General features: G+C 74.9%; 10 protein-coding genes. 6 read left to right on the forward strand and 4 right to left on the reverse strand.

Features of this window, described 5'->3' with window-relative positions:
• On the forward strand, window positions 1-876 hold an 876-nt coding region (locus ABZ885_RS25710), incomplete at its 5' end, for a pseudouridine synthase (RefSeq protein ID WP_360193052.1).
• A gap of 360 nt (window positions 877-1,236) precedes the next feature.
• A complete protein-coding gene (locus ABZ885_RS25715) occupies window positions 1,237-2,220 on the forward strand; it encodes a helix-turn-helix domain-containing protein (protein WP_360193055.1) in 984 nt (327 codons plus the stop codon).
• Window positions 2,221-2,336: 116 nt separating this feature from the next.
• Here the strand turns inward: ABZ885_RS25715 and ABZ885_RS25720 are convergent, their stop codons facing one another.
• The 3 genes from ABZ885_RS25720 to ABZ885_RS25730 all read right to left on the reverse strand — a co-directional run bounded on the left by ABZ885_RS25720 (window position 2,337) and on the right by ABZ885_RS25730 (window position 6,559).
• Window positions 2,337-2,699 (reverse strand): DUF952 domain-containing protein, encoded by a 363-nt coding sequence (locus ABZ885_RS25720; RefSeq protein ID WP_360193058.1) that lies wholly within the window; start codon window positions 2,697-2,699, stop codon window positions 2,337-2,339.
• Window positions 2,700-2,836: 137 nt separating this feature from the next.
• Window positions 2,837-4,384 carry a mucoidy inhibitor MuiA family protein gene (locus ABZ885_RS25725; protein WP_360193061.1) on the reverse strand — a complete coding sequence of 516 codons (1,548 nt, stop codon included), beginning with the start codon at window positions 4,382-4,384 and terminating at the stop codon, window positions 2,837-2,839.
• Between the two features lie 3 nt (window positions 4,385-4,387).
• The gene (locus ABZ885_RS25730) at window positions 4,388-6,559 is read right to left on the reverse strand and encodes a DUF4139 domain-containing protein (RefSeq protein WP_360193077.1); all 2,172 of its coding nucleotides are present in this window, start codon (window positions 6,557-6,559) and stop codon (window positions 4,388-4,390) included.
• Window positions 6,560-7,033: 474 nt separating this feature from the next.
• Between ABZ885_RS25730 and ABZ885_RS25735 the strand changes: the two genes are divergently transcribed.
• The 4 genes from ABZ885_RS25735 to der all read left to right on the forward strand — a co-directional run bounded on the left by ABZ885_RS25735 (window position 7,034) and on the right by der (window position 12,121).
• Window positions 7,034-8,119 (forward strand): prephenate dehydrogenase, encoded by a 1,086-nt coding sequence (locus ABZ885_RS25735; protein ID WP_360193064.1) that lies wholly within the window; start codon window positions 7,034-7,036, stop codon window positions 8,117-8,119.
• Between the two features lie 43 nt (window positions 8,120-8,162).
• Complete coding sequence (locus tag ABZ885_RS25740) at window positions 8,163-9,623, forward strand: DUF4419 domain-containing protein (protein WP_360193067.1); 1,461 nt, start codon at window positions 8,163-8,165, stop codon at window positions 9,621-9,623.
• Between the two features lie 122 nt (window positions 9,624-9,745).
• Window positions 9,746-10,459, forward strand: coding sequence for a (d)CMP kinase (cmk, locus tag ABZ885_RS25745; RefSeq protein WP_360193069.1), 714 nt, complete (start codon window positions 9,746-9,748; stop codon window positions 10,457-10,459).
• 207 nt (window positions 10,460-10,666) lie between these two features.
• The gene (der, locus tag ABZ885_RS25750) at window positions 10,667-12,121 is read left to right on the forward strand and encodes a ribosome biogenesis GTPase Der (protein ID WP_360193072.1); all 1,455 of its coding nucleotides are present in this window, start codon (window positions 10,667-10,669) and stop codon (window positions 12,119-12,121) included.
• A gap of 116 nt (window positions 12,122-12,237) precedes the next feature.
• On the opposite strand, the gene ABZ885_RS25755 is transcribed toward der, so the two are convergent.
• Window positions 12,238-12,714: a hypothetical protein gene (locus tag ABZ885_RS25755; protein WP_360193074.1), complete on the reverse strand. Its 477-nt coding sequence runs from the start codon at window positions 12,712-12,714 to the stop codon at window positions 12,238-12,240.
• Window positions 12,715-12,921: the final 207 nt, after the last annotated feature.

Raw genomic sequence — 12,921 nt, forward strand, 5'->3', positions numbered from 1 at the left:
CCGGCCCCGCGCCCGCGCCGGGAGGGCCAGGGCGCCCCGGGCGACCCGCGCCGTCAGCCGCAGCGCTCGCGCGAGCTGCAGGCCCGGATCGAGGACGCGGTGCTGGCCCGGCACGACAAGCCGGCAGTCAAGCTGCCCAAGACCTTCGGCGAGCCCGAGGGCGAGCGGCTGCAGAAGGTGCTCGCGCGGGCCGGCATCGGCAGCCGCCGGGCCTGCGAGGAGCTGATCGAGCAGGGCCGGGTCGAGGTCAACGGCAAGCGCGTGACCGAGCAGGGCAAGCGGGTCGACCCGCAGAAGGACGAGATCAAGGTGGACGGCCTGACCGTCGCCACCCAGTCCTACCTGTTCTTCGCGCTGAACAAGCCGGCCGGCGTGGTCTCCACCATGGAGGACCCGGACGGGCGCCAGTGTCTCGGCGACTACGTGACCAACCGGGAGACCCGGCTCTTCCACGTCGGCCGCCTGGACACCGAGACCGAGGGCATCATCCTGCTCACCAACCACGGCGAGCTGGCCCACCGCCTCACCCACCCGCGGTACGGCGTGACCAAGACCTACCTGGCCGCCATCCAGGGCCCGATCCCGCGTGACCTGGGCAAGCAGCTGGCGCAGGGCATCGAGCTGGAGGACGGCTTCGCCCGGGCCGACAGCTTCAAGGTGGTCTCCAACGTCGGCAAGAACTACCTGGTCGAGGTGACCCTGCACGAGGGTCGCAAGCACATCGTCCGCCGGATGCTGGCCGAGGCCGGCTTCCCGGTCGAGAAGCTGGTGCGCACCCACTTCGGCCCGATTGCACTGGGTGACCAGAAGTCCGGGTGGCTGCGCCGCCTGACCAACCCCGAGGTCGGCCAGCTGATGCGCGAGGTCGGTCTGTAGACCGGTCGGGATATTCGCCGGAGCTGATCTGTAGACCGGTCGGCATATTTCGTTCGGGCGCGCTCGGTCGACCGGCCGATCAGTAGACCGGTCGACATAATTCGTGCCCGAGAAGCTGGTCTGTAGACCGGTCTGCATATTCGAGCGTTCGCCGTTTGTGCCCTGAGGGCCTCCCCGCCGAGTGGCGGGGAGGCCCTCACGCCGTTCGGCGGGTTCTGCTGTGAGCCGGGACGCATCGCCTGGTCACCGCCTTGTCAGCGTCATGATCCGTGGCCGAAGATTGCCACCTGACCACGGCCCGCCGAGTGGCGGGACTGCGCCATCGCGGCGCGGACGAGGGGCGAGACGGGGAGCGGCGTCGTGTCCGATGCACCACTCAGCGCACTGGGGCTGGCCGTACCGGACGGACAGGTCTACGCGGCGCTGGTGGCCAATCCGCAGTCGACGGCGGAGGACCTGGCGGCGTGTTGCGGGCTGACCCTCCAGCAGAGCATGCGCGCACTCGACAGACTGGCGCAGCACGGCATGGCGACCCGGGCGCCGGTGGACCGGCAGCGGTTCCTGCCGGTCGCGCCCGACGTGGCGATAGGCACCCTGATAGGCCACCGCGAGTCCGAACTGCGGCACGCCCGGGCCGAGATGCACCGCCTGATGGACGCGTTCCGGGAGGCCTCGCGCTACACCGACCCGGCGCACTCGGTCGAGGTGCTGACCGGCGGCGAGGCGATCGCCCAGCGGCTGGAGCACATCACCGAGACCAGCCAGTACCAGGTCCGCGGCTTCGACTGCCCGCCCTACATCCAGGACCCGGTGGCCAACATCCCGCTGCAGAGCCGGCGGATGAAGGAGGGCCTGCGGTTCCGGACCATCTACGACCGGGAGGCCGTGGCCTGGCCGGGCCGGTTGGAGAAGAACATCCTGGTCGGGGTCGCGGACGGCGAGGAGGCGCGGGTCCGGCCGGTCCTGCCGATGAAGATGATCATGTCGGACGACCGGATGGCGATCATTCCGATCAGCGTCGGCGACAGCGTGCTCGACGCCGCCTACGTGATCCACCCGTCCGCGCTGCTCCAGGCGCTGGACACCCTGTTCGAGGCGGAGTGGGAGCGCGCCGTCCAGCTCCAGGCCGCGATCGGCGCGGCCGAGGGCGCCCTGGAGCCGGAGGCCGACCACCGCAAGCTGCTGGGCCTGCTGGCGGCCGGCCTCACCGACGAGTCGATCGCCCGCTCGCTCGGCTGGAGCGCCCGGACCACCCAGCGCCGGCTGCAGAGCCTGATGCGCGAGCTGGGCGCCACCACTCGGTTCCAGGCGGGCATGGCGGCCCGGGAGCGCGGCTGGCTCTGAGCCCGTGCGCCCCGGGTCCGCGCAGGGCCTGCGCGCAGGGTCTGCGTTCAGGGTCTGCGTTCAGGGCCGGCGCTCAGGACCTGCGCGCCGGTGCCCGATGGGCGCGCGGGGTCGCCTCAGCTCCAGGGGGTGAGGTTCGCCCAGCGGCCGTCCGGTCCGCGCTCGACCTTTTCCAGGCCGACCACCGCGGACCGGTTCAGCCGGCCGTAGACGTGCGGGAACAGCACGCCGGGCGTCGCCCCGGGCGGCGGCGCCCCGTGCGGGGCCTCCCACTTGACCATCGGTTCCACCAGCGCCTCCTCGATCAGCAGCACCATCAGCGGCTCGGGGGCGTCGGCGAAGAAGGCGTTGGCCACCGCGAGCGCCGTCTGCTCGTCCGCCGAGCAGTGGATGAACCCGTCGGTGAGCAGCGAGGCGGTGGCGTAGGGCCGGCCGGGGTCGGCCAGCCAGTCGTCGAGGGGGGCGAGGTGCAGGATCATGTTCTTTTTGTACCTGAGCTTCCGGTCGAACTCGGGCTTGGACGTGAGCGGACGTCATGACGGCGCGGTCGGCCGGGCCAGCCGGGCCAGCCGGGGCGGCCGGGGCGGGCCGGGGCGGCCGACCCGGCGGGCCGGGTTCACAGGCCGGCCACCTTGGCCGAGGCGGAGACCTCGTAGACCAGGGTGACCGTCCGGTGGGCGCCCGGGCCGAGCGGCAGGTCCCAGCGGACGATGCCCTCGGCGTCGAAGGCGTCCGGGGCCGGGGAGCAGTCCTCCTTGCGCAGCCGCACCTCCACCGCCGACACCTCGGAGACCGGCACCCGTTCGCGGACGGTGACCAGCTGCTCGCCCCGCTCCTCCGGGCCGGAGAACCGCGAGAGGTGCAGCCGGACCGTCCGGGTGGTGACCGAGCGCTGGGTGAGGCCGGCGGTGGACTGGCGTTCCTCGGTCTCGCGGACCACCCGGTACCCGTCGGAGCTGCCGAACGCGAGCTCGGCGTCGGCGCCGGCCGCGGTGAAGGACAGTTCGCCGCGTCCGGTGAAGCCGCTGCCGCGGACCAGCTCGACCGGGCCGGCCAGCAGCGCGTGCCCGGCCGCGTTGCGGAACCGGACCACCTGGGTGACCAGCGGTGACAGCTCCGGCGCGCACGCATACTCGCTGCTCGCCGGTGCCGTGAAGGCGCCCAGCGGCACCCGGTGCGCCCGGCCGTCCGAGGGCACGGTGGCCGGGGCGGGGGCGCGCAGCACCCGGACCTCGCCGCCGTCGTCCACCCCCGGCACCGCCTCGGACGGGCCGAGCGTGCTGATCGCCTCCTCGCGCAGTTCGACCTCGACCGTGCGGCGTTCCTCCGCGCTGCGCTCGCGCAGCATCAGCACGTCCTCGGTGAGCGCGGGCGGGGCGGTGGCCAGGGCCGAGCGCGCGGTGGAGAGGGTGAGCCGGGCGCCGGTCCAGTCCTCGCCGGTGCGCTGCCAGACCACCGCCTCGGACTCCAGGTGCAGCGTGCCGCCGGCCAGGGTGGCCCGGTAGGACGGCCGCCAGAGTGCGCAGGGCACCAGGTGGCCGACGGTCAGCCGGACCGGGCCGGCGGTGGCCGCCTCGACGGTGAGGTCGAGGTGGGCGACCAGTTCGGCCGGCTCCTCCTCGGCCTGGTCGAGCGCGTTGCGGGCCTGGGAGCGCTGCTCGTCCAGGTCGCGCAGCCGGGAGCGGACGGCCCGCAGCTCCTCGCCGTAGCGCTCGCGCTCGGCGTCCACCCGGTCCAGTTCGCGGGCCCAGCGGACCCGTTCGACCTCGCCGGCGCCGGCGCCCTCGCCGACCTCGCGCAGCAGGTCGGCGGAGAGCTGGGCGAGCAGCGCGAGCCGTGCCTGGAGGCGGTCGTGCAGCTGGTCCTCGCGCCGGGCGCGCTGGTCCAGCTCGTGGACGCGGTGGCGCAGCGCGGAGTCGTCCGGGCCGGGCGGCAGCGTGGAGCGCGGGGTCCAGGCGCGCACGATCCGGGCGTCCAGGACGCGGGCGCCCGGGTCGGAGGTCTCGGCGCGCAGGGTGCGGTCGACGGCGAGGGCGGTGACCGGGCCGAGGCGCAGCCGCTGGACGCCGGCGACGAGGTCGACGGTGACGGTGCGTTCGACCTGGCTGCGGTCCTCCAGGCAGGTGACGGCGGTGACCGGGAGGGGGATGGTGTCGCTGGTCATCGTTCAGTTCCTCCGGTTTCCGCCGACGATGGCCTTTCCGGCCGGGATTCTGATCTGGTAGCCGCCGACGAGTCCGGCCCGGCCGCCCGGCGGCAGTTCGACCCGCCAGAGTCGGCTGCTCGGCGGGCACTCCGGGGACGGGACGGTGGGGGCGTGCCAGTCGGCCCGCTCCTCGATCCGGATGTCGGCGTCCGTGGTGACCGGTACGCGCTCGCGGACCTCGACGGTGACGGCGTGGCCGAGCCGGTTCGCGAGCTCCACGTGCACCCGGTGGTCGAGTACGGTGCTGTTGTTCAGCATGCCCGCCGTGGACTCGTGCAGCTCGGTGCGGCGCGCGACCTCGATGCTCTCGGTGACGCCGATGCCGAGTCGGCGCATCCCGCCGGGCGCGAGGGTGGGCAGGGCGGCGGTGAGCAGGAACTCGCCGTCGACCGTCACCTCGACCGGGCCGGCCAGGACGGCCTGCGCGGTCCGGTTGGCGAGCACCAGGGTGCCGTACACCTTCTCCTCGACGGCCGGGACGGTGACGTACTCGGAGCGGACGGAGAGCGGGATCTCGCCGACGGTGACGGTGTGCCAGGTGCCGTCGGACGGGATGTCGGCGGGGGCGGCGGCGTCGAAGCGGTGGTCGAAGGAGCCGGCCGAGTCGCGCGGCGGCACGGCGTGCCGGGGGAGCGGCAGGGCGGCCAGGGTACGGGCGGCGAGCTGGCCGCTCCGGTCGGTCCGGGCGGGCAGGCTGTCCGCCGCGGGGCGGAGGGTGCCGCGGCGGCCGGCGGGCGCGTCGGGGCCGGCCAGGACGAGGGCCGGGTAGTCGAGGAGCGCGGCGTCGGGGGCCGGGGGCGCGAACGCGGCCTCCGCGCCGGCTTCCGGCTCGGCCCCATTGTCGGCGAAGGCGCGGGCGCCGCCGGGCCGGCCTCCGCCGAACCCGGGCGCACCCTGGCGGCGGGCCCGTCGGGCGGGAGCCGGGGCGGCCTGCGCCTGGGGGGCCGGAGCCGCAGCGGCGGCGGGCGGCGGCAGGGGGCCTCCGGGCTGCGCGGGAGCCACGCCGTAGCCGTAGACCACGGGGGGCGGGGTGTCGCCCTCGGCGGCGTGGGCACCACCGACGAGGAGCGCGCCGGGCGGTGCCGGGGCGGCGGGCGGGGCCGGGCGGGGCGCGGCGGCGGCCACCGCGACCGCGGCCGGGCGGGGGCCGGGGCGGGGGCCCACCGCGTCGTAGCCCGTGAAGAGGTCCCCGAGACCGGCCGGGGGCTCGCGCCAGCCGGAGGGCGGCGGGGCCGGCTGGCTGCGGCCGATCCGCAGCGAGCGCAGCCGGGGCAGGTCGGTGCGGCGCTCCAGGTCGGCGGTGGAGAGGGCGAGGTGGACGCCGGTCCAGTCCTCGCCGGTCTGCTGGGCGACGGAGGCGCGCAGGACCAGCTGCCCGGTGTCCGAGCCCTGGCGGTACGACAGGCGGTAGGCGGGCACCCAGCGGGCGGCCGGGACGCCGTACTCGAGTTCGAGTTCGAGCTCGGGTGCGGGTGCGGGGTGTGCGCCGTCGGGGACGGAGGCGGGGGCCTGGCCGCGGTCCTGGGCGCGGTCCTGGTCGGCGCCGTCGCGGGAGTCCCGGTCGGGTCCGTGGCCGGGGGTGGCGAGGGTGAGCAGGACGGTCGCGGAGGTCTCCACGGGCCGGGCCGGTTCGGCGGTGGACGAGCGCGCCAGCCGGTCGGTGAGCACCCCGGTCTCGTGCGCGGCGAGTTCGATCTCCCGGGTCAGCTCCTCGGCCCGGGCCTGGAGCCGGGCGAGCCGCTCGTCGACGAACTCGGCCAGCTCCAGCCAGGCGTCGGCGGGCGTGCGGCGCAGTGGCTCGTCGCGCCGCCGCGGCGGCGGCACTGCGCGCAGCAGGGCCGTCTCGCTGATCGCGGCGAGGACCAGCCGGTGCCGCTCGCGGACGGCCGCCTCGTGCTCCCGCGCCTCGTCCAACCGGTGCCGCAGCTCGGGGAGTTCGGCGGGGGCGCGGAGTTCGGCGACGGGTTCGAGGCGGGCCTCGGTGACGGTGGTGCCGGGCGGGCCGGCGAGCACCCGGGCCCGCAGCGACCGTCCGTCGAGCGCCCTCGGCAGCCCGGTCAGCCGGAGTCGTCCGCCCGGCGGCAGTGCCACCCGGGCCCGTCGGCGGCAGACCGCGCCGGCGGCGTACACCACGACGGAGTCGAGCACCGAGGGGTGGGCCGGTACCGCCGGCACCCCCGGCACCGCCGGTACGGCCGGTCCGTCGGGTCGTTCCCTGCCGTCCGCTGTGTGCTGATCGTTCACCCGGCCTGCCCCTTCGTTCGCTCCGCTCGCGCCGGTGTGCGCGCTGCCGCCCCCTGCGCGGCCAGTCTGCCTCGCCCGGGCGTGGGCGTCCCCGGATTTCGCCGGTGCGCCCGCGCCTGTGTCCGCGGTGTCCGCGGTGTCCGCCCTGCCCGTGGCCTGCGTGTCCGCATGCCGCGTGCCTGCGTGTCGTGTGCTGCGTGTCCTGTGCCTGTGTGGTGGGTCCTGCTCGGTGTGTGCCTGCGCCTGTGAGGGGGGACGGGGACGGCGGCCGGGTGGTTCCGGCCGTGGCCGCGGGGGTGGTGGGGATGCGAGAGGATGGGGCGAGCACGTCCAGGCCAGCCCCGTGAGGAGAGCCAACCCGCCATGCGCACTGCCGTCGTCGTCGGTACCGGACTCATCGGCACGTCCGCCGCGCTCGCGCTGACCGGACGCGGGCTGACCGTCCATCTGGAGGACGCCGACCCGGATGCGGCGCGCACCGCCGCCTCCCTCGGCGCCGGCACCACCGAACCCGCCGACGGCCCGGTGGACCTGGCGATCATCGCCGTCCCGCCCGCGCTGGTCGGCAAGGTGCTCGCCGACTGCCAGCGGCGGGGCCTGGCCCGCTGGTACACGGACGTCGCCAGCGTGAAGGCCGGGCCGCGCGCCGAGGTGACGGCGCTGGGGTGCGACACCGTCCACTACATCGGCAGCCACCCGATGGCCGGGCGCGAGCGGTCCGGCCCGCTGGCCGCCCGCGCCGACCTGTTCGAGGGCCGGCCCTGGGTGCTCACCCCCACCCCCGACACGGATACCGAGACGCTCAACGCCGTCCTGGAACTGGTCGCCCTGTGCGGCGCGATGCCGATCGTGATGGACGCCGCCGCGCACGACCGGGCCGTCGCCCTGGTCTCGCACGCCCCGCAGCTGGTCTCCTCGCTGGTCGCCGCGCGGCTGGAGAACGCCGACGAGACGGCCATAAGGCTCTCCGGCCAGGGCGTCCGGGACGTCACCCGGATCGCGGCCTCCAACCCCGGGATGTGGGTGGACATCCTGTCCGCCAACGCCGGTGCGGTCGCCGACATCCTGGAGGAGGTCGCCGCGGACCTCGGTGACACCGTCACCGCGCTGCGGGCGCTGCAGGCCGCGGAGGAGGGCGAGCGGGCGGCCGGCGCGGCCGGGATCGCGGCCGTGATGCGTCGCGGCAACACCGGCCAGGCCCGGATCCCCGGCAAGCACGGTGCGCCGCCCACCCGGTACGAGACGGTGGCCGTCGTGCTCGGCGACCAGCCCGGCGAGCTGGGGCGCCTGTTCGGCGAGGTCGGCGCGGCGGGCGTCAACATCGAGGACGTCGCCATCGAGCACTCGACCGGCCAGCAGGTCGGCTTCGTCCAGTTGTCGGTGGCCCCGGCTGCGGTGAAGCCGCTGACGGCGGCGCTGCGGGCGAGCGGGTGGAGCGTCCGGGACTGAGCGCCCGGCCGGACACGGGGCCTCGACGGGGGAGGGGAACGTCATGATCATCGAATTGCCGCTGGGGGAGACGGAGGCCCGGCACGGTTCCGCCGGCGAGCCGGCCGAGGCCGGCAACGAGGGCTTCCTGGCGGCGGCGGTGGGCGGAGAGTTCCGCATCCGCCACCGCAGCGCGGCGACGCTGCTGGAGGGGCAGTCGCACCTGCGGCCGGAGGAGTCGGAGCCGACCTGGAGCCTGCTGCTGCGCGCGGCGCACCTGGCGTTCGCCGGGCACCTGCCGCTCAGCCTCTCCCCGGACGTGCTCTGGTACGCCGTCGTCCACGAGGTGGCCGTTCACGTGCGGCTCGCTCCGGACCGGTACGCCGCCCTGTTCGGCGGAGGCGGAGCCGGCGCGGGCGACGCGAGTGCAGCGGGCGACGCGAGTGCGGTGAGCGGTGCGGGCGGTGTCGGCAAGCGGTCCATCGAGGTGGTGGACGCAGGCCTGCTCGACCCCGAACCGGACTGGTCCCGCTCGATCCGGCTGGTCCGCGAGCCGCTGGAGAAGGCGCTGGGCGCCGAGCTGGTGGAGCTGTTCCAGCCCGTCTTCAGCACCACCACGCCGGACGACGTCTCCTCGGTCCTGGTCGCGCTCATGGACGTGGTCAGCCCGTACTACGAGTTCACCTGGATCACGATGTGCGGTATTCCGCGGATCCGGCTGGAGGGGACGGCGGAGGACTGGCGGCTGCTGGCGCGGCGTGCCGGGGAGGTGGCGGAGACGTTCGACGAGGGCCTGCGGCCGTGGTTCGCCGGCCTGCTGCCGGTGCTGCGGACCGTTGCCGACACCGCCGGGGGCGGTCCGGTGGACGAGGCGTTCTGGCGTTCGCTGTACAAGTTCGAGTCGCAGTCCGGGGGCGACCGGGTGTCGGGCTGGATCACCGCGTTCTTCGCGCACCGCCAGAGCCCCTCCGGCCCCCGCCCGCGGACCTCCTTCGACTGGCGGGACCAGGAGACCGCGCACCTTATGCTGAACGACTTCCCGTCGCACGTGTCGCGGGTGCCGTTCTGCTGGAAGCGGCTGGACACCGAGCTGGACATGGCCTTCGTCGCCGGGGTGCTCGGCATCGAGCGGGACGCCGACGGCTTCGTCCGGCCGCGGCTCGGGCACGCGGTGCTGGAGATCGTGCGGGCCGCCCCCGACCCGGCGGAGGAGCAGGCGGCGCTGGCCGCGGACCAGCTCCCGGCGGGATGGACGATCGAGCGGGTGTGCGAGGTGTCCGGGATCGACACCCCGCGGCTGCTCGGCACGGACCGCGCGGTCTTCGACGTGCGGGGGAGCGGCGAGCAGCCGCTCGGGCGGCCGTTCAGCGTCCTCAAGGTCTACGACCCCTTCTGCCTCGTCCGGCTGGCCGACGGCGGGGAGTGGCTCGTGGGGCTGCTCGACCCGCGCAGCGGTGACGTGACGATCGAGGGAAGCGTCGGTACCGACCTCGGCGAAGCGGTCCGGCGGCTGGTCCCGCAGTGACGGTTGACCGGGCGGGCCGGGGTCGGGCGGCGGTCCATTAACCTTGAGGGAGACATTCCCCGGTTTCACGCGGCGCAGGCGCTGTGCCGCGCCCGGGCCCAGGCTCAGAGAGAGGTTCGCCCGTGGACACTGCCGACCGAGCGCACGCCCCGGTCGTCGTCGCCATCGACGGACCCTCCGGCTCCGGCAAGTCGACCGTCTCCCGTGCGGTCGCCGCCCGGCTGGGGCTCAGCTTCCTGGACACCGGTGCGATGTACCGCGCGATGACCTGGTGGATGCTCGCCAACGACGTCGACGTCAACGACGCCGAGGCCGTGGCCGTCGCCTGCGGCAAGCCGGTGATCGTCTCCGGCACCGACGCGGACGGCCCGACCATCACCGTCGACGGGCAGGACGTGTCCGGCCCGATCCGCGGCCCCGAGGTGACCGCGCAGGTCAGCGCCGTCTCGGCGGTGCCGGCGGTGCGCACCCGGCTGGTGGAGCTGCAGCGCGGCTGCGCCGAGGTCGCCGAGCGCGGGATAGTCACCGAGGGCCGGGACATGGGCAGCGTGGTGTTCCCGGACGCCACGGTCAAGATCTTCCTGACCGCGTCCGAGACGGCCCGCGCCGAGCGCCGAGCGGCCGAGCTGCGCGCCAAGGGCGTCGACGAGGCCACCATCACCGCGATGGCCGCCGACCTGGCCCGCCGGGACGCGGCCGACTCCTCGCGCAAGACCGCCCCGCTCACCCAGGCCGCCGACGCGGTCCTGGTGGACACCAGCGAGCTCACCCTGGAGCAGGTGATCGGCACGATCACCGCGTTGGTGGAGGAGCGCGCCGGGCTCTCGGCGGTCTGACCGGCCGCCGTCCGGCAACCGTCCGGCCGGGCCACGGTCCGGCTGCGGTCCGGGCAGGGAACGGTCCAGCCGGGCCGATCATCGTTTGACCACCCAATGAACGGGGTGCCGTGGCGGCACCCCGGAACCACTCGCGCTGCCCCGGTGGGGCAGGTACGCACGGTGCGTCCCTGGGAAGGGACGCGCCGGGAAACGGAAAACACGAACATGACCGCAGAGCACTCCGTCACCGGACACGGTGAGCTGGACGCCGCCGAGTACGCCGAGTTCATGGCGCTCGCCGCCGAGGAGGGGTTCGACCCCGACGACATCGACGGCCTCGGTGACGGCAGCCACGCGCCGCTGCCGGTGCTGGCCGTCGTCGGCCGCCCGAACGTCGGCAAGTCGACCCTGGTGAACCGCATCATCGGCCGCCGCGAGGCCGTCGTCGAGGACAAGCCGGGCGTCACCCGCGACCGGGTCAGCTACGAGGCCTCCTGGAACGGCCGCCGCTTCAAGGTCGTCGACACCGGCGGCTGGGAGATCGACGTCCTCGGTATCGACGCCATGGTCGCCGCCCAGGCCGAGCTGGGCATCGAGACCGCCGACGCGGTGCTGTTCGTGGTCGACGCCACGGTCGGCGCGACGGACACCGACGAGGCGCTGATCAAGATCATCCGCCGGGCCGGCAAGCCGACCGTGCTCTGCGCCAACAAGGTCGACGGCCCCTCCACCGAGGCCGAGGCCGCCTACCTCTGGTCGCTCGGCCTCGGCGAGCCCTTCCCCGTCTCCGCCCTGCACGGCCGCGGCTCCGGTGACCTGCTCGACGCCGTCATGGCCGCGCTGCCCGAGGCCCCGCCGCAGACCTTCGGCGACGCCGCCCCCGGCGGCCCGCGCCGGGTCGCGCTGATCGGCCGGCCGAACGTCGGCAAGTCCAGCCTGCTCAACAAGGTCGCCGGCGAGGAGCGGGTGGTCGTCAACGAGCTGGCCGGCACCACCCGTGACCCGGTCGACGAGATGATCGAACTCGGCGGCAAGACCTGGAAGTTCGTGGACACCGCCGGTATCCGCCGCCGGGTCCACCTGACCGCCGGCGCCGACTTCTACGCCTCGCTGCGCACTTCCTCCGCGCTGGAGAAGGCCGAGGTCGCGGTCGTCCTGATCGACGCCAGCGAGACCCTGGCCGAGCAGGACACCCGGATCATCTCGATGGCCGTCGAGGCCGGCCGCGCCGTCGTGGTCGCCTACAACAAGTGGGACCAGCTGGACGAGGAGCGCCGCTACTACCTGGAGCGCGAGATCGAGCGCGACCTCGTCCAGGTGCAGTGGGCCCCCCGCGTCAACGTCTCGGCCAAGACCGGCCGGCACATGGAGAAGCTCGTCCCGGCGATCGAGACCGCGCTGGAGGGCTGGGAGACCCGCATCCCGACCGCGCGGCTGAACGCCTTCCTCGGCGAGCTGGTCGCCGCCCACCCGCACCCGATCCGCGGTGGCAAGCAGCCGCGCATCCTGTTCGGCACCCAGGCGGGCACCCGGCCGCCGCGGTTCGTGCTGTTCGCCTCGGGCTTCCTGGAGGCGGGGTACCGCCGCTTCATCGAGCGTCGGCTGCGCGAGGAGTTCGGCTTCGTCGGGACGCCGATCTCGATCTCCGTGCGGGTGCGGGAGAAGCGCAAGAAGAAGTAGTGCGTGCGGGCGTCCATGCGCCCGGCGGTGAGGAGAGGGCCCGGTCACTTCGGTGACCGGGCCCTCTCGGCGTCTCCGGGGGCGGTGGTCTCCGGGGGGTCGGTGCTCGCCGGCCGTCAGTGCTGGTCGGCGCCGCGGCCCGGGGGGAGCGAGAGCAGGTTGCGGTGGCGGCCGCCGGTGGCCGGGCCGGTGGCGGGGCCGGTGGCGGGGCCGGTGCTCATCACCGGGGCGGGGGCCGGGGCGGGCATCGGGTGCGGGACCGGGCCGAGGTAGCCGGCCGCCACCCAGCCCTGACCGTTGGTGAACTGGGCGGCGGGCTGGGCGGGTTGGCCGCCCTGGGCCGGGGCGGCGTGGCCGGTGCCGTCACCGGCGGCGTCGGCTTCGGCAGCCGGGTGGGCTGGGGCGGCCGGATGGCCGGGGGCGTGTGGGGCGGCGGCGGGGTGCGTTCCGTGGCTGTGCGTGCCGTGGGTGCTGTGCGTACCGGGCGTGGCGTGTGTGGTGTGGGTGCCGTGCGCACCGGGTGTGGCGTGGGTGCTGTGGCTGCCGTGCGTGCCGTGGGCGGTGAGGCCCGGGCCGGTCTGCTGGCTCGGCATGAACTGGGGGCTGCCGATGCCCTGGCCCCCGTACGTCTGGAACGCCTGGTGCTGCGGCGGGTACGGGCGCGGGTCGGTGAGCAGCGGGTAGCCGCCGTCCCGGACGGCGAATCAGCACCTTGCCGCGCCGGTGGTCGGTGCGCTGGGCGCAGCCGGAGGAGCAGTGCTCGCAGACGCTCGGCGAGGAGACCAGGTCGAACGGGCGGG

The sequence above is a fragment of the Kitasatospora sp. NPDC047058 genome, from assembly GCF_040643935.1.
Taxonomy (GTDB): Bacteria; Actinomycetota; Actinomycetes; order Streptomycetales; family Streptomycetaceae; genus Kitasatospora.

Coding starts and splice junctions, on each gene's coding strand:
- ABZ885_RS25720 (WP_360193058.1), bottom strand. CDS start 2,699: ATGATCCTGCACCTCGCCCCCCTCGACGACTGGCTGGCCGACCCCGGC.
- ABZ885_RS25725 (WP_360193061.1), bottom strand. CDS start 4,384: ATGACCAGCGACACCATCCCCCTCCCGGTCACCGCCGTCACCTGCCTG.
- ABZ885_RS25735 (WP_360193064.1), top strand. CDS start 7,034: ATGCGCACTGCCGTCGTCGTCGGTACCGGACTCATCGGCACGTCCGCC.
- ABZ885_RS25740 (WP_360193067.1), top strand. CDS start 8,163: ATGATCATCGAATTGCCGCTGGGGGAGACGGAGGCCCGGCACGGTTCC.
- der (WP_360193072.1), top strand. CDS start 10,667: ATGACCGCAGAGCACTCCGTCACCGGACACGGTGAGCTGGACGCCGCC.
- ABZ885_RS25755 (WP_360193074.1), bottom strand. CDS start 12,714: ATGCCGAGCCAGCAGACCGGCCCGGGCCTCACCGCCCACGGCACGCAC.